Genomic DNA, 22,359 nt, shown 5'->3' with positions numbered 1-22,359 from the left:
TTGCTTCGAACGGAGCTCTCAGGTCATGCACGACAAGACACTGACGCAACTCGCCAACGCGCTGGGCAGCGGTGAACTATCCAGCCGCGAGCTCACTGAGCACTACCTGCAACGCATACAACATAGCGGTGCAACACTAAACAGCTTTATTACCGTCACCGCTGATCAAGCGCTGGCACAGGCCGATGCCGCCGACCAGGCGCGCGCCAACGGCAACGCCGGATGGCTGGCCGGTCTACCGCTTGCCCTGAAGGATATCTTTTGCACCCAGGGCGTTAAAACCAGCTGTGGCTCCAGAATGCTGGACAACTTTACAGCGCCTTACGACGCCACCGTGGTAGAAAAGCTCAAGGCGGCGGGCACCGTCAGTCTTGGCAAGACCAATATGGACGAGTTCGCCATGGGCTCCTCCAATGAAAACAGCTACTACGGCCCGGTGAAGAACCCTTGGGACTTGAGCGCCGTGCCAGGAGGCAGCTCTGGCGGCAGCGCGGCCGCGGTGGCCGCAGGCCTGACGCCGGCGGCCCTCGGCACCGATACCGGCGGCTCGATTCGTCAGCCAGCGGCGTTCTGCGGTATTACCGGCCTCAAACCGACCTATGGACGCGTTTCCCGCTACGGCATGATCGCCTACGCCTCCAGCCTTGACCAGGCGGGCCCCATGGCACGCAGCGCCGAAGACTGCGCCCACCTCCTGAACGTCATGGCTGGCCACGACGTGCGCGACTCCACTAGTGTGGCCCGCGGCGTGCCCGACTATGCGGAAACGCTCAATGCGCCGCTTTCAGGACTCAAAATCGGCCTCCCTCAAGAGTACTTCGGTGAAGGCCTCGACCCTGACGTCGAGAAGGCAGTTCGTGAGGCCGTTCGCGTCTATGAGTCGCTGGGCGCCACGGTGCGGGATGTCAGCCTGCCTCACACGCATTACGCCATCCCCGCTTATTACGTTATCGCCCCAGCCGAAGCCTCTTCCAACCTGTCTCGCTTTGATGGCGTGCGTTTCGGCCACCGTTGCGACAACCCCAGCGACTTGATCGATCTTTACAAGCGTTCGCGGGCTGAAGGCTTTGGCGACGAAGTACAGCGCCGCATCCTGATCGGCACCCATACCTTGTCAGAGGGCTTTTTCGACGCCTATTACACCAAGGCGCAGAAAGTTCGCCGCCTGATTCGCCAGGACTTCCTGGATGCCTTTGAAGATGTGGACGTCCTGATGGGGCCTGCCTCGCCGACACCGGCTTTTGATCTAGGCGCCAAGAAGGACCCTGTATCGATGTACCTGCAGGATATCTATACGATTGCCGTCAACCTGGCGGGCATCCCGGGCATCAGCGTTCCCGCCGGCTTCGTGGGCCGCCGGCCCGTCGGCCTGCAGATACTGGGCACCCACTTTGCCGAAGCCCAGTTGTTAAATGTCGCCCACCAGTTCCAGCAAACGACCGATTGGCACTTGCAACGCCCTGATTTTGCCGAGGAGAGCGCCTGATGCAATGGGAAACCGTTATTGGGCTAGAAGTCCACGTTCAACTTGCCACCCACTCGAAGATTTTCTCCGGCGCGTCAACGGCTTTCGGCGCTGAACCGAACAGTCAGGCCTGCGCGGTCGATCTGGGTCTGCCTGGCGTGCTGCCGGTACTCAACGAACAAGCCGTGGCCATGGCGGTGCAGTTTGGCCTGGCCGTGCATGCCGATATCCCTGAAGTATCGGTGTTCGACCGTAAAAATTACTTCTATCCCGATTTGCCGAAGGGTTATCAGACCAGCCAGATGTATCACCCCATCGTGGGGCCCGGTGAGGTAGAGATCGCCCTGGATGATGACACCACCAAGCGGATTCGTATTCACCACGCCCACCTGGAAGAAGACGCAGGGAAATCCCTGCACGAAGATTTCCACGGCATGACGGGCATTGACCTTAACCGCGCTGGCACACCGCTGCTCGAGATCGTCTCCGAGCCGGATATGCGCAGCGCCAAAGAAGCGGCTGCCTACCTCAAGGCGATTCATTCAATTGTCACCTACCTGGGGATTTCCGACGGCAACATGGCGGAAGGCTCGATGCGTTGCGACGTTAACGTTTCGGTGCGCCCCAAGGGACAGGAAGCCTTTGGCACCCGGGCCGAAATCAAGAACGTCAACTCTTTCCGCTTTGTGGAACGCGCCATTGCCTTCGAAGTCGAGCGGCAGATCGAACTGATCGAGGACGGCGGCAAGGTCGTCCAGGAGACCCGCCTGTTCGACCCTGAGCGCGACGAGACACGCAGTATGCGTACCAAGGAAGAAGCCAACGACTATCGCTACTTCCCCTGCCCAGACCTGCTGCCAGTGGTACTCGACCAGGCCTACCTGGACCATCTTCGCAGCCAGCTACCGGAGCTGCCTGCTGAAAAGCGCGAGCGCTTTCAGCAGGCACTAGGCCTATCGGCCTACGATGCATCCGTGCTTTCCGCCAGCCGCGAAATGGCAGAATATTTCGAGGCAGTCCACCGCGCCTGTGGCGATGCCAAACAGGCAGCCAACTGGGTGCAGGGTGAGCTGTCCGGCGCGCTCAACCGCGAAAACCTCAGCATCACCAACAGCCCGGTCACTGCCAGCCAACTGGGTGAGCTGGTTCAGCGTGTGCTTGACGACACCATTAACGGCAAAGCCGCCAAACAGGTCTTCCAGGCACTTTGGCACGGCGAAGGCGCCAGCGCCGATGCCATCATTGAGGCGAAAGGGTTAAAGCAGGTCACCGACACCGGCGCTATCGAAGCAATGATTGACCAGGTGATTGCCGACAGCCCCGCTCAGGTGGCCCAGTATCGTGACGCCGAACCCGAGAAACGCGGCAAGATGATTGGCTATTTTGTCGGCCAGGTCATGAAGGCATCCCGCGGCACCGCCAACCCTCAGCAGGTAAACGGCCTGCTAAAAGAGAAGCTTGACGCACTGCTGTAAATATCGCTGTTGGTTGGAAAACGGCCGCTTATGCGGCCGTTTTTAGTCCAACTGGCCAGGATGCAGAAAACGCGTCAACTGCGCGCAGCCTTTTGCCCATACCGGTGCAGTGAACTCGGCAAGCCCGGCGGTGGGAAATCCCACGCCGCGGGCTGAACGACCGTCGACCAGCGTTTCAGCAAGCTCTCCTACCAGCGGCATATGGCTGACCAGAATCAGTCGTTCATCGCTTTGCTCGAGCAGCCAGTCGATGACCGCTTCGGGTGCGTCGTCCGGAGTAATCAGCGGTAGGGTTTCTACCGGCACCGACAGCGCCTCACTCAACCGGGCGGCTGTCTGCTGAGCGCGACGATAGGGACTTGCCAGCAGCCTCGGCGGCGCCCCTGTCTGGGCCGCTATATGCGTGGCCAGCCATGCCCCGACCTTGGCAACTTCCTGCTCGCCGAGCGGCGTCAGCGTTCGCTGTTCATCTGGCCGCCCGGGGCCGGCTTCACCGTGGCGCATTAGCCAGAGTTGCTGGGTGGATGAATCATTCATGCCAATGTCCTGTTTCGCGGTGGGCTTGCTGGACGTCCTCGCGCGGCAAGATGAATTCCACGTCGCTGCTTTGCTCGCCCATCATTAACGTACGTGCCATGTCCTCAGCGGGCACACCGTCAAACAACACATGGTAGAGTCCTTCCGCCAGTGGCATGTAGACGCCGATCTCGGCCGCTTTGGTACACACAAGCCTGACAGTATTGACACCTTCCGCCACCTGGCCAAGCGCATTGATGGCTTCATCCAGCGACCGGCCCTCACCGATGGCGTAGCCGACGCGGTAGTTACGCGACAAGTCTGACGAGCAGGTGACGATTAAATCCCCCACTCCGGCAAGACCCAAAAATGTCATGGGGTTAGCCCCCTGGGCAACAGCGAAACGGCTCATCTCGGCCAATGCCCGGGTCATCAGCATGCTGCGGGTATTCTCACCCATGCCGAGCGCCGCGGCCATGCCCGCGGCAATGGCGTAGATATTTTTCAGCGCCCCACCCAGTTCGACACCGTGTCGATCATTGCTGGCATAGACACGGAAGTAACGGCAACCAAGGGCCTGCTGAACCCGGGTACGAGTCAGGGCATCGGCGCTGGCGATCACCGTGGCAGTGAGCTGTTTATCGGCAATTTCCGAAGCAAGGTTGGGGCCCGCAATTACCCCAATATGGGCAAAGCCGGTTTCCTGTTCGAGCACTTGGCTCATCAATAAAAAGCCGGATTGCTCAATCCCCTTGGTGGTGCTGACCAGAATTTGCTCGGGCCTTAGCCACGGCTTGGCCGCCTGAACAACACTGCGAAAGGCCTGGGACGGAATCGCAATCAGCACCAGCTCAGCGTTGTGCAGCACCGTTTCCAGATCGGTGGACGCCTGTACAGCGGGGTTAATGGCATAATTCGGCAAATAGCGGCCGTTGCGTCGCTCCCGGTTAATCTGTTCCACCAGCGCTTCATCACGCATCCATTGACGCACCTGCGCGCCATTGTCAGCGGCAATGCTTGCCAGGGCAGTGCCAAAACTACCGCCGCCCAATACGGCGACCTGAATCTGCTGCTCAGCCATGGGAATCCCGGATAGTTGGTAAGCGAAAAACTAGAAGTCCTAATTAACGTCATGAGCGAAGGCCGGACAAGGCGTAATTAGCCAAAAAAGGACCGGGCTCGCGTATGAGTTTACACGTAGTAAATCAGTATTTGGATCGGACTCGCGCACGAAGCTAATTTCAACGCAGTATGGGCAAGCGCAATCGTTAATAAGGGTACGAAAAAACAAACGGCCCACTTGGGATCACTCCCAAGGGGGCCGTTATACGCCGTTAAGTGAGCGTTATGCCGCCAGCACCCCATTGAGGCGCTTCACGTAGGCAGCCGGGTCATCCAGATGGCCGCCTTCCGCGATAATCGCCTGATCCAGCAGGATGTGTGCCAGGTCGGCAAACAGTCCATCTTCAGCACTTTCCAGGCGCGCAACCAGTGAATGACTGGGATTCAGCTCCAGAATCGGCTTGACCTCGGGCAACGGCTGCCCGGCGGCTTCCATGATGCGGCGCATCTGATAGCCCATTTCATGCTCTGGAAGCACTACGCAGGCTGGCGAATCCGTCAGGCGGTGGGTCACTTTGACATCCTGCACACCTTCACCCAGCGCTTCCTTGACGCGCTTGACCAGTGACTCCTTGGCTTTGGCGGTTTCTTCCTGCTCTTTTTTCTCGGCTTCATCTTCCACATCGCCAAGGTCAAGCTCGCCTTTACCCACGTCAGCGAAGGATTTGCCGTCAAATTCGGTGAGATGGCTCATCAGCCACTCATCAATGCGGTCGGACAGCAGCAGTACTTCGATGCCCTTTTTACGGAAGATTTCCAGATGCGGGCTGTGCTTGGCGGCATTAAAGCTGTCGGCCACCACATAGTAGATTTTCTGCTGCCCTTCTTTCATCCGCGCAACGTAGTCGGCCAGCGAATGTTCCTGGGCGGCCGTATCGGTGTGGGTCGAGGCAAAACGCAGTAAGCCAGCGATTTTCTCGCGGTTGGCCGCGTCTTCGCCCGGGCCTTCCTTGAGGACGCTACCGAAGGTGTTCCAGAAGGTCTGATACTGCTCGTCGTCTTTGGAAAGCTTCTTGAGCATATCCAGTGCGCGCTTGGTCAGGGCGCCCTTGATCTTGTCGACTTTGGGGTCCTGCTGCAGCAGCTCGCGGGATACGTTGAGCGACAAGTCGCGAGTATCCAGCACACCTTTGATGAAGCGCAGGTAAAGCGGCAGGAATTGCTCGGCGTCGTCCATGATGAAGACACGCTGAACGTAGAGCTTCACACCACGGGCACCGTCGCGGTCGAACATATCAAACGGTGCACGACCGGGCACAAACAGCAGGCTGGTATATTCCAGCTTGCCTTCCACTTTATTGTGGCTCCAGGTGAGCGGGTCGCTAAAGTCATGGGCGACGTGTTTGTAGAACGCCTTGTACTCGTCATCCGAAATATCGCTCTTGGGGCGCACCCAAAGCGCCGTGGCTTCGTTGACGGTTTCCCAGGTGGTCACTTCGCTGCCTTCGACCGGATTACCCTCATCGTCCTTGGCAGTTTCGGTCTTGGGCATGCGAACCGGTACTTCGATATGGTCCGAGTACTTACGCACCAGGTTTTGCAGACGGAAGTCGTCAGCAAATTCTTTGGCGTCGTCTTTCAGGTGCAGGGTGATTTCGGTGCCGTGCTGCTCAAGATCGATGTCGGCGACGGTGAACTCGCCTTCACCTTTCGAGCGCCATTCCACACCAGTGCTTACATCTTCGCCGGCCTTACGTGTGCGAACCGTTACATCATCGGCGACAATAAAGCTGGAATAGAAACCCACGCCGAACTGACCGATCAACTTGGCGTCTTTCTGCTGTTCACCTGACAGCTGCTTGAGGAACTCGGACGTACCGCTACGCGCAATGGTGCCCAGGTTGGCAATCACATCATCGCGCGTCATGCCGATACCGTTGTCGCGCAGCGTTACCGTTCCGGCGTCGGCATCGTGCTCGATTTCGACACGTAGCTCGCTGTCGCCTTCGTAGAGCCCATCGTTGTCCAAGGCCGCGTAGCGCAGCTTGTCACAGGCGTCGGCAGCATTGGATATCAGCTCGCGAAGGAAAATTTCCCGATTAGAGTACAGCGAGTGAATCATCAGATTCAGCAGCTGCTTAACTTCCGTTTGAAAGCCAAGTGTTTCTTCGTGGGTCGTGTTGGACATTCGCTCAGCCCTCGTTGATCTCGGTACGTAAAGCGCCTCGCCAAGTTGGCAAAGGCATAAAAGTCGGTGTGAACGAGATATGGGGCTGAGGGAAAATTTTTCAAGCGGCCGTGTGCGGGGAATCAGTGGATTCCCTCTCGGGATACTTCCAGGCACGATAGCCGGCCAGTTGCTGGTCCATACGATTGAGCAACCAACCAACAATGACCGCATCGTCGACCACGCCAATCAACATGAGAAAATCGGGGATCAAATCAAACGGCAACACCAGATACATCAGCGCCACCGCCATCAACCCGAAAGCCGACCAGGGCACAGGCCGAAAACGGCCCTTGACGACGTCACGCGTCATGGGGAAAAACAATGACAGCGCACGCCACATGCGCTTGAATACCCAAGCACGGGATTTCAGTCGACGCAGCCACCACCAGCCGGATAATAGAGCCATCAGTATTGAATCCTCCAAAGCGTTCGGTTGTCGGAGTCTTTTGCGTTAGGATAGTTCAGTCCCCCAAGGCCACCCAATGCCGTATCGAGGAAGCATCATGCCCTGCACTGCCCGCGTATTATCCATTGCGTTCATTGCCTGCTTACCAAGCATGTCATGGGCCTTGAGCGACAGTGCAATGCGCGACGCGCTCGATGCTGCACGCAACCAGCAGTGGGACCGCATTGACATGGCGGCCATTGAAGACCATCCGTTAAGCGGCTATGTCACTTATCATCGGTTGCGCAACCAGCTACCGGACCTGCCGCCGGAAACGGTCAACCGCTATATCGATACCCACAGGGACTCACCGCTGAGCGACTGGATGCGTGGACAGGCCATCGATCAATACGGTAAGGCAGGCCAGTATGGCCGTGTACGGGCGGTCAGCAATGGTGAGCCCAACGGCGCCGCCCGGCAATGCCACTACCACACGGCCCATTTTGACATTGCCCCACAACAAGCGGTTGAGGCCGGCCAACGCCTCTGGCTTGTGGGCCAATCCCAACCGAACGCCTGCGATCCGTTGTTTGACCGGTTGAGAGCAAACGGCACCATCGATGGCGAGTTGATTTGGGAACGCCTGATGTTAGCCTGGCAGGCAGATAACCGTCGGCTGGCCGACTACCTGAGCAATCAATTAAGTGAGCGCTGGCAAACCGCCATTGATACCTACGAAGCGGTGGATAGCGACCCGCAGCGCTTACTCAGTGCCCCCACCTGTCTGGGCCCTGAATGCGCGGCTACGGCCGCTTTTTACCAAGCGGCAATGCAACGCCTTACGCTAGACGACACCCCGCGAGCGCTGTCCGTTTGGCGCTCACTGACTGAGCGACTGAGCCTGTTGCCCAGCGATCAACAGCTTATCGAGGAAGAGCTGGCGTATTACGTACTGGTGCGTGAAGTGCCCAATTCGATGGCGTGGGTCGATAGCGTTTTGCCCAATCTGGACAGCGAGCGCGTTCTTGAATTGCGTGTTCGCCGCGCCCTTCAAGCTCATCAATGGGAGTCGGTGCGCCAGTGGATTACCCAAATGCCCAGCGAGCAGAAAGCGGATGCACGGTGGCAATACTGGCTCGCCCGAGCCAGCCAGCAGCTAGGCGATCAGACGGCGGCAGCAACGCATTTCCAGCAAGCTGCTTCACAGCGTAGCTTTTACGGTTTTGCCGCTGCTGAGCGTTTGGGGCAGCCGTTAGCGTTGAACAATGAGCGTTTCTATTTTGACGACGCTTCACGTGAGCGTATCGCGCAACTGCCCATGGTGCAGCGTACCCAGGCATTGATGCGCATCGGCGAAGACGGCCTGGCCAATAGTGAGTGGCTGCATGCCGTTCAGCAGGCATCCACCGAAGAAGCCCGAGCGCTGGCGGACTTTGCCGCCGAGCAGGATTGGCATGCCCGGCTGGTGCAAACCACCATAGCGGCGGGTATGTGGGACGCCCTCGAATGGCGCTTCCCCCAGGCCTACCACGACGACTTCATCCACTGGGGGCGCATTAGCGGCGTGGATCCTTACCTGCTAATGGCGATTACCCGGCGCGAAAGCGCCTACAATCCCGTTGCCCTGTCACCTGCCGGCGCCCGCGGGCTGATGCAATTGATGCCTGGCACCGCTGCCCAGGTAAGTCGCCAACTGGGCCTCGATGATCCTGGCCCCTACGGTATACTCGATCCGGAGCTGAATATTCGCCTGGGCAGCACGTACTTACGCGACAAGCTGCAGCGCTACCAGGGCAATCGTTTAGCTGCCGCAGCAGCTTACAACGCGGGCCCTGGACGGGTAGACCGCTGGCTGAGGGATGACAGCATCGAGGCCTTTGACCTCTTTGTGGAGCGCATTCCCTACCGTGAAACGCGCAACTACGTGCAGGCGGTGCTGAGTTATCGTGCCATTTTTGAAAGTCTCGCCAACGGCTCAAGTGATGGAATATCGCTGCTGAGCGACGGCGAAAGGCAGGTACGTTACAGTCGGGCGCTGGTCAATCGCGATTAATCCACGCTCTAGCGTTACACCGGCCGCTGCGAAAACGCCAGCCGGATCCCCAGCATCACCAATACGGTGCCAGTCATCGCGTTGAGCGTTTGCGCAAAACGCGCGCTGGCCAGCCATTTTCCGGCGCTGCCGACCATCAGTACCACACTGATTTGCCAGAGATTGGCAATCACGAAGTGGACGCCTGCCAACCATAGCGACTTGACCAGCGCTGGATCGCTCGGGGCAATGAACTGCGGCAGAAAAGCCATATAAAATACTACCGTCTTGGGGTTGAGCACATTGGATAAAAACCCTTCTTTCAGCGGTTGCCAGAGTGGAACGGCCGTATCCATGGTCATCACACCCTTCACCGGCAATGGCTGTCCACGCCGTGCCGCCAGTAGACTGCTAATACCCAGCCAGATCAAATAGCCAGCTCCCACCAGCTTCAAGGCATGAAACGCCCAGGCTGACTGCAGCAGGATCAGCGAAATCCCCATTGCCGAGATGGTGGCATGCACGAACAGGCCGCTGCAGATCGCCATGCTGGTGGCGACCCCGTCACGCAGCCCTCCCCTGGCCGTATTACGGATCACCAGCAACGTATCGACCCCAGGGGTGATCGACAGCAACGTAATGGCAATGACAAATGGCACAAACTGCGCATCAATCAGGCTAAATGGCGTCATAACAAGGCACTCGTACGATGGAAACGATTCAATCACATTGTGACTGGACGACAGGTTTTTTTGCATCTAGAGTAATTCAGGCGGGTTCGCAATAGCGCCCCGCTTGAACATCAAGCTCGTGAAGGAAATGCATAATGGCAACTGGCACTGTCAAGTGGTTCAACGATACCAAAGGTTACGGCTTCATCTCCCCGGATGACGGTGGTGACGATCTGTTTGCTCACTTCTCCGAAATTCAAGCTGAAGGTTTCAAAAGCCTGCAGGATGGTCAGAAAGTCAGCTTTGAGGTAACCCAGGGTAAAAAAGGCCTCCAGGCTTCCAATATACGCGTTGCGTAATTCGCTATCGCGCACAAGGCCCGCATGACGATGCGGGCCTTTTTATTTGCCTAGCGCACAAGCCTCACCAGGGAAGTTATTCTTCCTGCTCTATGGTTTCAGGGCGCTCTTCCTCGATTGATTCAAACTGTTCATTCAATCGCTGCTCAGCCTCTTCAAAACGCCGCTCGGTGTCTTCTATCAGCTCATCTATATCTTTACCGCGCGTACGCTCTCCGTCGCGAGCCGACTCAGGCAGACTGCTTTCAAACTCCCAGCGCTCCTCCATCTCTTCATCGCTGATAGGATCGACAACAGGGGACTGCTTCTCGACTTCCTGAAACTGCTCTTCCAGCCGCTGCTGCGCCTCCTCAAAGCGGCGTTCGGTTTCGGCAATCATATCGTCCACATCCGACCGAGTTGCCTCACCGGGCATTGCGCCGCCTTCCTCAAGCACGTCTTCAGGATCAGCAGCCAAGGTATCCTCGCCGGCCTCGACATCTTCGGTCTGCACGGCGCTGTCTTCCTCCGCCTGTTCGCCTTCAAGGGCCTCAGTTCGATCCAGCTCATCTTCCGCCTGGGATTCAATAGCATCGCTATCTTCCTGGCTGCCGCTGGCACCGGGCTCGTCGACGGCCCCCTCCTCTTCAGTACCTGCTGGAGTATCAGCAGATACAGCGTCTCCGTCATTTGATGATGAAGCAGACTCTTGCTGCTGATCGGCGTTGGACGTTTCGTCGTTATCGCCACAGCCACTGACCACCAACACGACAGCTGCCAGCAAGGGTAGCCAAACGCTTTTAGTCATTTATGTTGTCTCCTCAATGTGTATGTCTCATCGCCTCTGTAAAAGTGGGTCAATGACAGATTATTAATTTCAGGTCTCTATGACCGATGACAGTAGTGGGCATTGATCGGGCAGCACCACATGGATAGCCAACGGCACAACATCAGCGCGAAAGCGTCGATAATGGCGTGCTTCACCATCCAGGGTTAACGGCCAAGGGGGATCGTCAGATAGTGTCGATACGCTGAGCGCATCCGCCGATACATAGCGCACGAATTGCCCATGGCTGGGAAAATCCTGCAATTCGCTGACCAGATCCGTCAGTGCCCGCGCTGTGAGAAAATCCTTGACCACGAGGATATCAAGATGACCGTCATCCAATTTCGCCTTTGGGGCTAGCACTTGCCCACCCCCTGACTGGCGACCGTTGCCAATGGCGAGCAGTAAAAGCGACGTCGACTCTTCCTGATCGTCCCAGTGTAGCGTGCCACGGTAGCTATGGTGTCGCCATGCCTTGACGGCCCCCATCAGGGAATAAGCGCCGCCACCCAACATGCGCTTGAGCATTTTGGGAGTGGACGAGGTAATTTCAGCGCCAAAACCTGCCGTCATCATATTAACGTAATAGCTGGTGACCGACTCAGTGTCGCTCTCGGCACATAGTTTAACAACGTCAATCGGGTAATCAGACAGCGTCAACGCTGCAGACAGCGCCTCGGAGGGCTCCAGCGGCAAGCCCACCGAGGTCGCAAAGTCATTTGCGCTACCCAGCGGCACAATTCCCATGACCGGCCGCCGCTCTTTATCCAGACGCATCAGACCGTTCATCACCTCGTTGACGGTACCATCCCCGCCACAGGCAATCACATGAGTCATTCCCATATCGACGGCGACCACGGCAAAATGCCCGGCATCGCCCGCTTCCCAGGTTACCCGAACACTAATCGACATCCCTGCCTTTCTTTGCTCAGCTACCGCTTCACGTAACGCCGCATTACCGGCTGATTTACCATTAACAATGAGTAAAAAACGCTTTTTTGGTGTTGTCACTGAGATTTCCTTTCCTTGTCACTCCATCAATTTGTTACGCCAATGCTTTCTCCACCACCTCATATACGTTACTCGATAGCGGTTCGCGTTGAATGCGCTCAAGCTCAGACCGCATCAAGACCTGTCGTGTTTCATCGAACCGTTGCCAACGGGTTAGCGGGGTAATCAGGCGCGCCGCTATTTCCGGGTTCAGCCGATTCAACTCAATCACGACATCAGCCAGTAGAGCGTAGCCCTGACCATCCAGACGATGGAAATTGACGCGATTTTGGGCAAAAGCGCCAATCAGCGCGCGCACACGGTTGGGGTTCTTCAGCGAGAAGGCGGGATGGGCCATCAGGTACTTCACACGGTCGATCACATCCGGCTGGGGGCGCGAGACCTGAATCGTGAACCACTGATCCATGACCAGCGGGTCATGGGCCCACTTTTCACCGAAGGTCTTGAGCGCCGGAGAGGCCAGGTCGTCACGGTCACTATGAACCAGCAGCGTCAATGCATGACGTACATCGGTCATGTTGTGGTTCGCCGCAAACTGACCTTCGCAGAGCGCCACGCCCTGCGCATCTTCAATCGACATCAGGTAGCTGAGTGCTACATTCTTCAAGCTTCGCTGGGCAATCTGCTCAGGCGTCGGTGCATAAGGCTCACTGGAGCGATTGGCCTCAAAGGTCGCCATGAACTCATCACGCAGCGCCATCGCCAGTGACTGTCGGACAAACTCTCGGGCCGCGTGGATGGCATCGACATCGACAATCGGCTGCTGCTCAGCGATGTACGCTTCCGAAGGTAGCGTGAGCATTTCGGCAAGCACCGCCTTGTCCGCCGGCGCATCGGCCAATAGCGTTCGGAATGCCTCGACGACACGGCTGTCCATTACCTTTTCCACACCATTACGGTGAGCGGCAATCAAGTCATCAAGCGCCAGCATCGCCAACCGTTGCCCGGCATCCCAGCGGTTAAACCCGTCGCTGTCCTGGGTCAGCAGGAAGGCGAGATCTTCCCGCGAATACGGAAAATGCAGCTTCACTGGCGCGGAGAAGTTACGCAGTAGCGAAGGCACAGGGGCCTCTGCCACGTCGGTAAACACGAAGGTCTGCTCGTCTTCGCGCAGGTGGATGACTGTCTCTTTACCGAGCTTGTTGCCGTCGAGGGTAAGCGCCAGGTCCTGGCCCGACTTGGTACCCACAAGGCCCATGGCAATGGGGATATGCAGCGGCTCTTTATCTACTTGGCCCGGCGTAGCGGGGGTCCGCTGACGCAGCGTCAAATGGTACTCGCCGTGGGCATAGTCGTACTCGCCATGGGCGTCGATTTCGGGTGTTCCCGCCTGGGAATACCAACGCATGAACTGACCTAGGTCAAGTCCCGAGGCCTCTGCCATGCAATCCACAAAGTCTTCGATGGTTACCGCCTGACCGTCAAAGCGCGCAAAGTAACGGTCGGCCCCCTGCCGAAAGGCGTCCCACCCGACCAGGTTGCACAACATGCGGACAATTTCAGCGCCCTTTTCATAAATAGTCAGGGTGTAGAAATTGGTGATCTCAATATAATGATCCGGCCGCACCGGATGGGCCGTCGGTCCAGCATCTTCGGCAAACTGCGCCGTTCGGAAAAACGAAACGTCCTGAATCCGCTTCACTGGGGCAGAGTTGGTCTCGGCGGAGAAACATTGATCACGGAAGACAGTGAAGCCCTCTTTCAGGGAGAGCTGGAACCAGTCGCGGCAGGTGACTCGATTACCCGACCAATTATGGAAATACTCGTGGGCAACAATGCCCTCAACCGTCTGGAAAGCGCCGTCAGTCGCTGTATCCGGATGGGCTAATACCGCCGCCGAATTAAATATATTGAGACCTTTATTTTCCATGGCCCCCATATTGAAGTCATTCACCGCCACGATCATGAACAGGTCCAGGTCGTATTCACGACCGTAGGCTTGCTCATCCCAGGCCATGGCCCGTTTCAGCGACCCCATGGCATGCTCGGTTTTGGCCAGATTTTCTTGCTCAACCCAAAGCTTCAGGATCACTTCACGCCCGGACCGGGTGGTAAAACGGTCTTCAACGCTATGCAAATCGCCGGCGACCAGGGCAAACAGGTAACAGGGCTTGGGGTGCGGATCCTCCCAGATAGCAAAGTGGCGACCGTTTTCAAGATCGCCTTGTTCAACCGGATTGCCGTTGGCTAGCAGAACGGGCTCTCGCTCGCGATCCCCGATGACGGTCACTTTAAAGGTCGACATTACATCCGGACGATCGGGATAAAAGGTGATACGTCGAAATCCTTCCGCCTCACACTGGGTACAGAACATGCCGTTGGACTGGTAAAGACCTTCCAACGCGGTGTTGTCCTTGGGCGAGAGTTGTACTTCACTTTCCAGGGTAAAGCGCGCAGGCACCTGTTCAATACGAAGCCCCTCATCGCTTACCTGATAATCATTACCCGACAGTGGGTTGCCATCAATCAGCAAGGCGTCAAGGGTCAGTTGCTCACCGTCAAGCTTGAGTGGTTCATCAGCACTGGCCGTTGCCTGTCGCTCGATGTGCAGGCGCGCTTTGACTCGAGTCGCGGCGGGGTCAAGATCAAACGTCAGCTCGGTATGGGTCACCCGGTAGGCGGGAGGCTGGTAATCGCTTAAATAAACCGGCTGCGGATCAGACATGATGAGAAACTCCTTATAGTCATTGCTGTTATTGGCGGCGTAAAGAGGTTACCAGGGCGTCGGGTCAATCCCGGAAGTTATCGAACTGAAGCGGCAGTTCCGGTCCTTCCTCACCGCGCAATAGCGACATGACGCTTTGCAAATCGTCACGCTTTTTACCTGTAACCCGCACCTTTTCACCCTGAATTTGTGCTTGGACTTTTAGCTTGCTGGCCTTGATACGCTTGACGATATCTTTCGCCTCGCCTTGATCCAGGCCTTGCTTGAGCGCCACTTCCTGACGGGCTTTAACACCCGATAGCACAGGGTCTTTAATATCCATACAGCGCGCATCGATGCCCCGTGCAATCAGACGGTTACGCAGTACATCAAGCATCTGTTTGAGCTGAAAATCGACCTCGGCTTCAAGCTGAACCGACTCCTTTTCAAGCGTGAAAGACGCATCCACGCCCTTGAAATCAAAGCGGGACTGAACTTCGCGGTTGGCTTGGTCGACAGCATTGGCCGCTTCGTGCTGATCAAACTCAGAGACAATATCAAATGAGGGCATAAACGGATTCCTGACAAGACATGACCCACTATTCTAGAGCAGCCAGCCCCCTACCGGCCAATTATGTGGATATAAATAGCCAAAATACTGAATCCAGACGACTTATCGTGGAATAAAAGAGGGTTCTCCTCGATGTTCAAGGCACGATGAATCGCTTAGGCTAAGGCACCGGAACGCTCTATTCGCAGCTGAGGAACCCCCATGACCGACCGTAATACACGCCATAAAGCATCAATGGAAAAACTCAAGGCTCGCGTCGACGAGAAGGTCGCGGATGCCACCGAGCAGCGTGGCCTAATACTCATCAACACCGGCAACGGCAAAGGGAAGACGACAGCGGCCTGGGGCACGGTGACCCGCGCCCTTGGCTACGGCTATAAAGTTGGCGTCGTTCAGTTTATCAAAGGGCTGTGGGAGTGCGGCGAGCGCAATCGATTGGAAGAAGACCCCAACCTGAGCGTTGCCATCATGGCCACCGGCTTCACCTGGGAAACGCAAAACCGTGAGGCGGACACCCAGGCATGCCAAGAGGTATGGCAAGACGCAGAGAAAATGCTGGCCGACCCCGACACCTACCTGGTGGTACTGGACGAGATCACCTATATGCTCAAGTTTGGCTACCTGGATATTGCCGAGGTCAAAGCCGCTCTGGAGAAGCGTCCTCGCGAACAGACCGTGATTATTACCGGCCGCAACGCCCACCGCGATCTCGTCGCCATGGCAGACACGGTGACCGAAATGCAGGAAGTCCGCCATGCCTTCAACAACGGCATCCAGGCGCGCCGCGGCATCGATTTTTAAGCGTTCGAATGACAGACCTGAAAAGGGGCGAACACGTCGCCCCTTTCTTTACACCCACCCGACAGAATGTGTCAGCTATTCAGCCGGTTATCCATCAAACGGATTGCGCAGCACGATCGTTTCAATGCGATCTGGGCCAGTGGAAATAATGTCGATGCTGGTGCCTACTTGTTCTTCCAGGAAGCTGATGTAGGCCCGTGCATTGGCCGGCAGTTCTTCGACCTTTTTTACGCCCAGGGTCGACTCTTTCCAGCCAGGCAGGTCCTCATAGACTGGTTCAAGGGCTTCGTAGCCTTCTGAATCGACCGGCGTATCGAGCACGTCACCGTCTTTGCTGCGATAACCAACGCACACGCGGATATTTTCCAGCCCGTCGAGCACGTCCAACTTGGTCAAACAGATACCCGAAACCGAATTGATCTGCACCGCATGGCGAAGCGCGACAGCATCGAACCAGCCACAGCGACGCGGACGGCCGGTGGTCGCGCCAAACTCATGGCCCTTCTCGGCCAGATGGCGGCCGTGGTCGTCAAACAGCTCGGTGGGAAACGGACCTGACCCGACGCGTGTGGTGTAGGCTTTGGTGATACCCAGCACATAGTCCAGGTACAGCGGACCGACGCCGGACCCCGTCGCCGTTCCGCCCGCGGTGGTATTGGAGCTGGTCACGAACGGATAAGTACCGTGGTCGATATCCAGCAGCGACCCCTGGGCACCTTCGAAGAGAATATTGTCTCCGGCTTTGCGCAGATCGTGAACCATGCTCACCGTGTCGCTCACCATGGGGCGTAGTTCTTCAGCCATCTGCATGGCGCTATCGAGCACTTTCTGGAAGTCTACGGCTGGCTCGCCGTGGTAATTAACCAGGACAAAGTTGTGGTAGTCGAGCACTTCGCCCAGTTTGGAAGCAAAACGTTCGCGGTGAAGCATATCGCCCAAACGCAAACCCCGGCGAGCGACTTTATCTTCATAAGCGGGGCCAATCCCCCGGCCCGTCGTACCAATCTTTGCGATACCGCGGGCTTTTTCCCGCGCCTGGTCCAGGCATACGTGGTAGGGCAGGATCAACGGGCAGGCAGGCGACAAGCGCAACCGTTCACGCACCGGGACACCTTTGGCTTCAAGCTCGCGAATTTCTTTGATCAGCGCTTCCGGCGAGAGCACGACGCCATTACCGATGATGCAGGTCTTGTCAGGCCGCAGTACGCCGGAAGGAATCAGGTGAAGCACGGTTTTTTCACCGTCAATCACCAGCGTATGACCCGCGTTATGGCCACCCTGAAAACGCACCACCGCCGACGCCGACTCAGTCAGCAAATCAACGATCTTGCCTTTGCCTTCATCGCCCCACTGGGTTCCCAGGACTACGACATTCTTACCCATTATGCACTCGTCTCTTGTGTCAGTGTCGTTGGCTGCCAACGACCATCGATAAACTCAAGACGGCGGTCACAACCGTGTTCCGCCGGTCCCGTACGCTGCCCTGGCAGCGCCTGAATTACCCGCTCGCCCTGCTCACGCAGCAAGGCAATGGCAGCATCAAGTGATGCGGCCTGCTCTGCTGGCGCCCATATCGCGCCCTGCTCCGACGAGGCCATATCCAGTGAGGCCAACTGTTTCAAGTCCATCGAAAAGCCGGTTGCCGGACGCGCACGCCCGAAAGCACGCCCCGTATCATCATAGCGACCGCCTTTCGCCAGCGCATGGCCGTAGCCTGGCACATACGCCGCGAACATCATGCCGGTATGGTATTGATAGCCACGTAACTCGGCCAGATCAAAATACAGCGAGACATCAAACTGTGCCAGTACACCTTGATAGAGGGCATCCAGTTGGTCCAGCGCTGCGACCACGGACGCGGGCGCACCCGCCAGACGTTCACGCGCTTGAAGCAAAATATCGGCATCGCCATGCAGTTCGCCCAGGGCCAATAGCATCTCAGCCAAAGCAGGATCTCTTACGCTGGTGCTGACGTTTTCTGCCAGCAGGCCCGGTGACTTGAGCGCCAGAGCGTCAAACAGCTGCGCTTCCTGCTCGGCGTTCAATTCCGCCGCCTCTACCAGGCTCCGATAAATACCGATATGCCCCAGCGCCAGGTGGATCTCCTGCGCACCTGCCGCCTGCAGGCTCGACAGTGCCAGATGGATAATTTCCTTGTCAGCATCCAGACCGGCGTGGCCAAACAGCTCGACCCCCACCTGGACAGGGCTCCGCCCCCCCTGATGCTGGTCTGCCTTGGCGCGCAATACGTTGGTGCAGTAGCACAGGCGCACCGGCCCCTGGCGCTTGAGCGAATGGGCATCCATTCGGGCCACCTGCGGTGTAACATCCGCCGACGCGCCCATCATCCGCCCCGTCAACTGGTCGGTCAACTTGAAGGTCTGGAGGTCCAGGTCGGTTCCCGTGCCAGTAAGCAGAGAGTCCAGAAACTCCACCGGCGGTGGCATGACTTGGTCATAGCCCCAAACATGGTATAGATCCAGCAACGTCCGGCGTAGCTCTTCCATACGGCTTGCCTGAGGCGGCAGCACTTCGTCCATGCCGTCGGGCAATAGCCAGCGGTCAGCAATGGTCATGTGAACAATCCTGCGAGACGACAATAGTGAAGGCCCAATGACGTAGGGCCACAAAAAAACCGGGCGACGCCCGGTTGGTAAAGTCTATCACGTTTTATGACGTGTTGAACCCCGCCGGTGTCCGACGGGGCCTACGTCAATGGCTTAACTGTCTTCGTCAGGCATGGCGCTGCGCAGGTAGCGGAAGAAGTCACTATCCGGCTCCAGCACCAACAGATTGTCATCTCCCGAGAAGCTCTCACGATAGGCATTCAGACTACGCCAGAAAGTGAAGAACTCAGGGTCTTGACCGTAGGCTTCAGAGAAGATGGCCGCCGCCTGGGCATCGCCCTCACCGCGCAAGGTTTCGGCACGCTCATTGGCCTGAGCGAGCAGCACCTGGCGGCGGCGATCTGCGTTCGCACGGATGCGCTCGGCCTCTTCTTGACCCTGGGCACGCCATTCCCGGGCTTCACGCTCGCGCTCTGAACGCATCCGCTCATAGACCGCGGCTGATACGTCGTCCGGCAGATCGATCCGCTTGATACGGATATCGCGAATCGCCACGCCAAGCTCTTCGCGCATCAGTGCGTCGAGCTCCTCGGTCGGGCCATCCATCAGGTCGTCGCGCTCCTCGGCGATGATCTGCTGAAGGTTCAAGCGACCAAACTGGTTGCGAAGGCTTTCGTCAACGCGGGGCTGAATCAGGCGCGTCGCCATCATTTCATCCCCTGCGGTGGCCTCGTAGTAGCGAGTGGGATTGACCACCTGCCACTTCACGTAGGAATCGACAATGACCGCTTTCTGCTCTTGGGTCAGATAGCGGCTGGTGTCGGTATCCAGCGTCAGCAGGCGGGTATCGAAAGTACGCACTGTCTGCGCAATCGGCATTTTGACGTGCAGGCCCGGCTGAATGTTCTCTTCGATGACCTCACCGAAGCGCAGTTTGACCGCACGTTCGGTTTCATCGACAACATACAGGCTGTTACTGGCAAGCCACGCAACGGCGGCAATGCCGCCAACGATTAGCAGGGATCGATTATTGATCATTTACCGGCCCTCCCTGCGGATAGAGCTGCTATTGGATGAGGAGTTGTTGCTCTGACTGCTGCTGTTACCGCTGCGCAGGCTTTCAAGCACCTGCGGATCGACACCGTCGCTGTTGCTCTGCTGCGAAGCGGCGGCACCCTGGCGACGATTCAACTGCTCGAGCGGCAGGTACATCATCGGTGCGTTCTCACTCACGTCAAGCAGCACCTTGGGCGTTTCGCCAAAGACATCTTCGATGGCTTCAATGTACATCCGCTCACGCATGATATCAGGCGAATTCTCGTACTCGGCGAGCAGCGAATTGAAGCGGTTGGCTTGACCCTGCGCTTCGGCCACGACCGATTCACGATAACCCTGGCCCTGTTCGACCAGCCGCTGCGCCTGACCCTGAGCCTCAGGGATGATCGAGTTGGCGTAGGCGATGCCCTGGTTGATCGTGCGCTGACGATCTTCACGGGCGCGGATCACGTCATCAAAGGCATCAATGACCGGCTGCGGGGCAGAGGTGGACTCGATGTTGATGGTCTGGAGCTGGATACCAGCGCCGTAGTTATCCAGGTAGGACTGAAGACGGCTCGATACCGAACTGCCCAGAATTTCACGACCCGAGGTCAGAATATCGATCATGTCGGTTCCACCGACCACATGACGCAGCGATGAGTCGAGGGCGTTGTCCAGTGACAGCTCCGGGTCTCGTACATTGAGGACGAAATTGCGCGGATCGGCCACCTGATACTGAGCGGATATTTCCACTTCAACGATGTTCTCATCCCGGGTCAGCATCGACTGGGTCTGGGTCAGCGAGCGCACACGCGTCACATTGACCATTCGCACTTCGTCGATCAAGGGGGGATTCCACTGAAGTCCAGGGGTAACGGTGTTCTGGTATTCGCCAAAACGAAGCACAACGCCACGCTCGGATTGATCCACGACATAAAAGCCCATTGCGGCCCAGATCGCCAATGCGACAATAATCAACAAGCCCGGTAGCGCAAAGACATTACGAGGCTTGCCGCCGCCGCTACCTTTGTTACCGCCGCCGCCAGATTTCTTGCCGCCACCGAGCATACCGCTCAGCTTATCCTGAAACTTTTTCAGCGCTTCATCGAGATCGGGAGGGCCTTGGTTGTTGCCCCCTTTATTGCCATTGTTGCTATCGTTATTGCCACCACGGTTTCCACCGCCGTCGCTACCGCCTCGTCGGCCACCACCACTCCAAGGATCATGCTGGTTGCCGCCACCGGGCTCATTCCAGGCCATACTTCGTCTCCACTGAGGTATTCACTCACGCTCAAGCCCCGACGTTAACACGGGGCCATAGCGCAATTTAGTATTATGCAATCTGGAGCTTGTTCGGTCACTGACCGGGGCTCGTGCCTACCCGCTCCACGAGAACTCACCATTCACTCGTTTCGCGCAGCTCGGCTGGCAAATAGGTATTAGCGCGTTCACCAAGTTGCGCCATCAACTGGTTAAAGTCACGTCGAGGCAAACGCACATTCAGTACCGAACGTCCCTGTTCATCAAATGCTTCCTCCCGCACGGCATTCAATTCGTGAAGACCTGCACGCAACTTGCCCTGCTCGGGGGAAAGCGTTAGCGAAAAGCCGATGACATCGCTCGCCAGGCGCTCCGTTAGTGCCTCGTGGAGTAACGCGAGCCCCTTGCCTTCCTGGGCTGAAAGCCAAACGACATCGGGACGCCCCTGTCCGTCTCGCTCAATGCGGGGCGCGCTGTCCAGCCGGTCAATTTTGTTCATGACTTTCAGTACCGGGACATCATCGGCACCAATTTCTTCGAGTACACGCTCGACCTGCTCAACGTTTAGATCACGATCAGGATCAGCGGCATCGATGACATGTACGAGTAGCGTTGCTTCAGCCGCTTCCTGAAGCGTGGCCTGAAACGCCTCCACAAGCTTGTGAGGCAGGTGACGGATAAAACCGACGGTATCAGCCATCACGACAGGCCCTACATCTTCAATTTCCAGACGTCTTAGTGTCGGGTCAAGCGTCGCGAACAACTGATCAGCAGCATACACGTGTGACTGCGTTAACGCATTGAAGAGGGTTGATTTTCCAGCGTTGGTATAACCAACCAGCGAGACGCTGTGAATTTCTGCCCGTGAACGAGCTCGGCGATTCTGCTCACGCTGGCTGCGCACTTTATCGAGTCGTTTATTGATCGATTTGATACGGCCACGGAGAAGCCGCCGGTCGGTCTCCAACTGCGTTTCACCCGGACCGCGCAGACCGATACCGCCCTTCTGACGTTCAAGGTGAGTCCACCCGCGAATCAAGCGTGTGGATACGTATTCAAGCTGAGCAAGCTCAACCTGTAATTTACCTTCGTGGGTGCGCGCACGCTGTGCAAAAATATCCAGAATCAAGCCCGTCCGGTCCAGCACGCGGCACTTGAGTTCACGCTCAAGATTACGCTGCTGCGATGGGCTTAAACCATGGTTAAAGATGACCAACTCGGCCTGGTGAGCTGCGAGCATTGCCCGCAGCTCTTCCAACTTGCCTGACCCGATAAAGGTACGTGAATCGGGGCGGTGTCGGCTGGCCGTGAGCAATGTAGCAGGCTCTGCACCGGCAGAACGTACGAGTTCTAAAAACTCACCCGGGTCTTCGCGTGCTTGTTCATCCTGAAAATCAACGTGAACAAGCACTGCCGTTTCGCCGGCTTCAGGGCGTTCAAAAAACAATCAATACCTCATGGACTGTT

General features: G+C 57.2%; 19 protein-coding genes. 5 read left to right on the top strand and 14 right to left on the bottom strand.

Annotated elements, in window-relative coordinates; all coding sequences use genetic code 11:
- Positions 1-25: 25 nt before the first annotated feature.
- Positions 26-1,486, top strand: coding sequence for an Asp-tRNA(Asn)/Glu-tRNA(Gln) amidotransferase subunit GatA (gene gatA, locus QC816_RS04215; RefSeq protein WP_085917969.1), 1,461 nt, complete (start codon positions 26-28; stop codon positions 1,484-1,486).
- Positions 1,486-2,940 carry an Asp-tRNA(Asn)/Glu-tRNA(Gln) amidotransferase subunit GatB gene (gene gatB / locus QC816_RS04210; protein WP_085917968.1) on the top strand — a complete coding sequence of 485 codons (1,455 nt, stop codon included), beginning with the start codon at positions 1,486-1,488 and terminating at the stop codon, positions 2,938-2,940. The genes gatA and gatB overlap by 1 nt, the downstream gene beginning before the upstream one ends.
- A 42-nt stretch (positions 2,941-2,982) precedes the next feature.
- Here gatB and sixA read toward each other — a convergent pair whose 3' ends face one another.
- From sixA to QC816_RS04190, 4 genes are all read right to left on the bottom strand, one after another.
- Entirely contained in the window at positions 2,983-3,477 is a 495-nt protein-coding gene (sixA, locus tag QC816_RS04205; RefSeq protein WP_199283478.1) for a phosphohistidine phosphatase SixA, read from the bottom strand.
- Positions 3,470-4,537: an NAD(P)H-dependent glycerol-3-phosphate dehydrogenase gene (locus tag QC816_RS04200; protein ID WP_085917966.1), complete on the bottom strand. Its 1,068-nt coding sequence runs from the start codon at positions 4,535-4,537 to the stop codon at positions 3,470-3,472. The genes sixA and QC816_RS04200 overlap by 8 nt, the downstream gene beginning before the upstream one ends.
- Positions 4,538-4,801: 264 nt before the next feature.
- Positions 4,802-6,706: a molecular chaperone HtpG gene (gene htpG, locus QC816_RS04195; RefSeq protein ID WP_085917965.1), complete on the bottom strand. Its 1,905-nt coding sequence runs from the start codon at positions 6,704-6,706 to the stop codon at positions 4,802-4,804.
- 100 nt (positions 6,707-6,806) lie between these two features.
- On the bottom strand, positions 6,807-7,154 hold the full coding sequence (locus QC816_RS04190) for a YkvA family protein (RefSeq protein ID WP_085917964.1): 348 nt from the start codon (positions 7,152-7,154) through the stop codon (positions 6,807-6,809).
- A gap of 97 nt (positions 7,155-7,251) precedes the next feature.
- On the opposite strand from QC816_RS04190, the gene QC816_RS04185 reads away from it, so the two are divergent.
- Positions 7,252-9,186, top strand: coding sequence for a transglycosylase SLT domain-containing protein (locus QC816_RS04185; RefSeq protein WP_309781122.1), 1,935 nt, complete (start codon positions 7,252-7,254; stop codon positions 9,184-9,186).
- A 14-nt stretch (positions 9,187-9,200) separates the two neighbouring features.
- On the opposite strand, the gene QC816_RS04180 is transcribed toward QC816_RS04185, so the two are convergent.
- Complete coding sequence (locus tag QC816_RS04180) at positions 9,201-9,857, bottom strand: LysE family translocator (protein WP_085917962.1); 657 nt, start codon at positions 9,855-9,857, stop codon at positions 9,201-9,203.
- 134 nt (positions 9,858-9,991) lie between these two features.
- On the opposite strand from QC816_RS04180, the gene QC816_RS04175 reads away from it, so the two are divergent.
- The gene (locus tag QC816_RS04175; protein ID WP_066321172.1) at positions 9,992-10,195 is read left to right on the top strand and encodes a cold-shock protein; all 204 of its coding nucleotides are present in this window, start codon (positions 9,992-9,994) and stop codon (positions 10,193-10,195) included.
- 76 nt (positions 10,196-10,271) lie between these two features.
- Here the strand turns inward: QC816_RS04175 and QC816_RS04170 are convergent, their stop codons facing one another.
- The 4 genes from QC816_RS04170 to QC816_RS04155 form a co-directional block, all read right to left on the bottom strand.
- The gene (locus QC816_RS04170; protein ID WP_309781120.1) at positions 10,272-10,982 is read right to left on the bottom strand and encodes a hypothetical protein; all 711 of its coding nucleotides are present in this window, start codon (positions 10,980-10,982) and stop codon (positions 10,272-10,274) included.
- A gap of 69 nt (positions 10,983-11,051) precedes the next feature.
- Positions 11,052-12,011 carry a lipid kinase YegS gene (gene yegS / locus QC816_RS04165; RefSeq protein WP_085917960.1) on the bottom strand — a complete coding sequence of 320 codons (960 nt, stop codon included), beginning with the start codon at positions 12,009-12,011 and terminating at the stop codon, positions 11,052-11,054.
- Between the two features lie 34 nt (positions 12,012-12,045).
- Positions 12,046-14,676 carry an aminopeptidase N gene (gene pepN / locus QC816_RS04160; protein ID WP_309781118.1) on the bottom strand — a complete coding sequence of 877 codons (2,631 nt, stop codon included), beginning with the start codon at positions 14,674-14,676 and terminating at the stop codon, positions 12,046-12,048.
- A gap of 64 nt (positions 14,677-14,740) precedes the next feature.
- Entirely contained in the window at positions 14,741-15,226 is a 486-nt protein-coding gene (locus QC816_RS04155) for a YajQ family cyclic di-GMP-binding protein (protein ID WP_085917958.1), read from the bottom strand.
- 201 nt (positions 15,227-15,427) lie between these two features.
- On the opposite strand from QC816_RS04155, the gene cobO reads away from it, so the two are divergent.
- Positions 15,428-16,027 carry a cob(I)yrinic acid a,c-diamide adenosyltransferase gene (gene cobO / locus QC816_RS04150; protein ID WP_085917957.1) on the top strand — a complete coding sequence of 200 codons (600 nt, stop codon included), beginning with the start codon at positions 15,428-15,430 and terminating at the stop codon, positions 16,025-16,027.
- An 87-nt stretch (positions 16,028-16,114) separates the two neighbouring features.
- Here the strand turns inward: cobO and QC816_RS04145 are convergent, their stop codons facing one another.
- The 5 genes from QC816_RS04145 to hflX all read right to left on the bottom strand — a co-directional run bounded on the left by QC816_RS04145 (position 16,115) and on the right by hflX (position 22,339).
- Positions 16,115-17,410: an adenylosuccinate synthase gene (locus QC816_RS04145; RefSeq protein ID WP_309781115.1), complete on the bottom strand. Its 1,296-nt coding sequence runs from the start codon at positions 17,408-17,410 to the stop codon at positions 16,115-16,117.
- Positions 17,410-18,603 carry an ATP phosphoribosyltransferase regulatory subunit gene (locus tag QC816_RS04140; RefSeq protein ID WP_085917955.1) on the bottom strand — a complete coding sequence of 398 codons (1,194 nt, stop codon included), beginning with the start codon at positions 18,601-18,603 and terminating at the stop codon, positions 17,410-17,412. The genes QC816_RS04145 and QC816_RS04140 overlap by 1 nt, the downstream gene beginning before the upstream one ends.
- A 144-nt stretch (positions 18,604-18,747) precedes the next feature.
- Positions 18,748-19,632: a protease modulator HflC gene (gene hflC, locus QC816_RS04135; protein ID WP_085917954.1), complete on the bottom strand. Its 885-nt coding sequence runs from the start codon at positions 19,630-19,632 to the stop codon at positions 18,748-18,750.
- Positions 19,633-20,892 carry an FtsH protease activity modulator HflK gene (hflK, locus tag QC816_RS04130; protein ID WP_264823301.1) on the bottom strand — a complete coding sequence of 420 codons (1,260 nt, stop codon included), beginning with the start codon at positions 20,890-20,892 and terminating at the stop codon, positions 19,633-19,635.
- Between the two features lie 136 nt (positions 20,893-21,028).
- The gene (hflX, locus tag QC816_RS04125; RefSeq protein ID WP_085917952.1) at positions 21,029-22,339 is read right to left on the bottom strand and encodes a ribosome rescue GTPase HflX; all 1,311 of its coding nucleotides are present in this window, start codon (positions 22,337-22,339) and stop codon (positions 21,029-21,031) included.
- Positions 22,340-22,359: the final 20 nt, after the last annotated feature.

The sequence above is a fragment of the Vreelandella janggokensis genome, assembly GCF_031451615.1.
In the GTDB taxonomy this organism is placed as follows: domain Bacteria; phylum Pseudomonadota; class Gammaproteobacteria; order Pseudomonadales; family Halomonadaceae; genus Vreelandella; species Vreelandella janggokensis.
Note: the sequence above shows the minus strand (reverse complement) of the source record. Positions and strands in the feature narration are given on the sequence as shown.

Excerpts from the sequence above, each read along its gene's own strand:
- cobO (WP_085917957.1), top strand. The coding sequence starts at position 15,428 with ATGACCGACCGTAATACACGCCATAAAGCATCAATGGAAAAACTCAAG.
- QC816_RS04155 (WP_085917958.1), bottom strand. The coding sequence starts at position 15,226 with ATGCCCTCATTTGATATTGTCTCTGAGTTTGATCAGCACGAAGCGGCC.
- QC816_RS04185 (WP_309781122.1), top strand. The coding sequence starts at position 7,252 with ATGCCCTGCACTGCCCGCGTATTATCCATTGCGTTCATTGCCTGCTTA.
- QC816_RS04170 (WP_309781120.1), bottom strand. The coding sequence starts at position 10,982 with ATGACTAAAAGCGTTTGGCTACCCTTGCTGGCAGCTGTCGTGTTGGTG.
- sixA (WP_199283478.1), bottom strand. The coding sequence starts at position 3,477 with ATGAATGATTCATCCACCCAGCAACTCTGGCTAATGCGCCACGGTGAA.
- QC816_RS04190 (WP_085917964.1), bottom strand. The coding sequence starts at position 7,154 with ATGGCTCTATTATCCGGCTGGTGGTGGCTGCGTCGACTGAAATCCCGT.
- hflK (WP_264823301.1), bottom strand. The coding sequence starts at position 20,892 with ATGGCCTGGAATGAGCCCGGTGGCGGCAACCAGCATGATCCTTGGAGT.
- QC816_RS04180 (WP_085917962.1), bottom strand. The coding sequence starts at position 9,857 with ATGACGCCATTTAGCCTGATTGATGCGCAGTTTGTGCCATTTGTCATT.
- hflC (WP_085917954.1), bottom strand. The coding sequence starts at position 19,632 with ATGATCAATAATCGATCCCTGCTAATCGTTGGCGGCATTGCCGCCGTT.
- QC816_RS04200 (WP_085917966.1), bottom strand. The coding sequence starts at position 4,537 with ATGGCTGAGCAGCAGATTCAGGTCGCCGTATTGGGCGGCGGTAGTTTT.
- QC816_RS04140 (WP_085917955.1), bottom strand. The coding sequence starts at position 18,603 with ATGACCATTGCTGACCGCTGGCTATTGCCCGACGGCATGGACGAAGTG.
- gatA (WP_085917969.1), top strand. The coding sequence starts at position 26 with ATGCACGACAAGACACTGACGCAACTCGCCAACGCGCTGGGCAGCGGT.
- gatB (WP_085917968.1), top strand. The coding sequence starts at position 1,486 with ATGCAATGGGAAACCGTTATTGGGCTAGAAGTCCACGTTCAACTTGCC.
- htpG (WP_085917965.1), bottom strand. The coding sequence starts at position 6,706 with ATGTCCAACACGACCCACGAAGAAACACTTGGCTTTCAAACGGAAGTT.
- QC816_RS04175 (WP_066321172.1), top strand. The coding sequence starts at position 9,992 with ATGGCAACTGGCACTGTCAAGTGGTTCAACGATACCAAAGGTTACGGC.
- pepN (WP_309781118.1), bottom strand. The coding sequence starts at position 14,676 with ATGTCTGATCCGCAGCCGGTTTATTTAAGCGATTACCAGCCTCCCGCC.
- QC816_RS04145 (WP_309781115.1), bottom strand. The coding sequence starts at position 17,410 with ATGGGTAAGAATGTCGTAGTCCTGGGAACCCAGTGGGGCGATGAAGGC.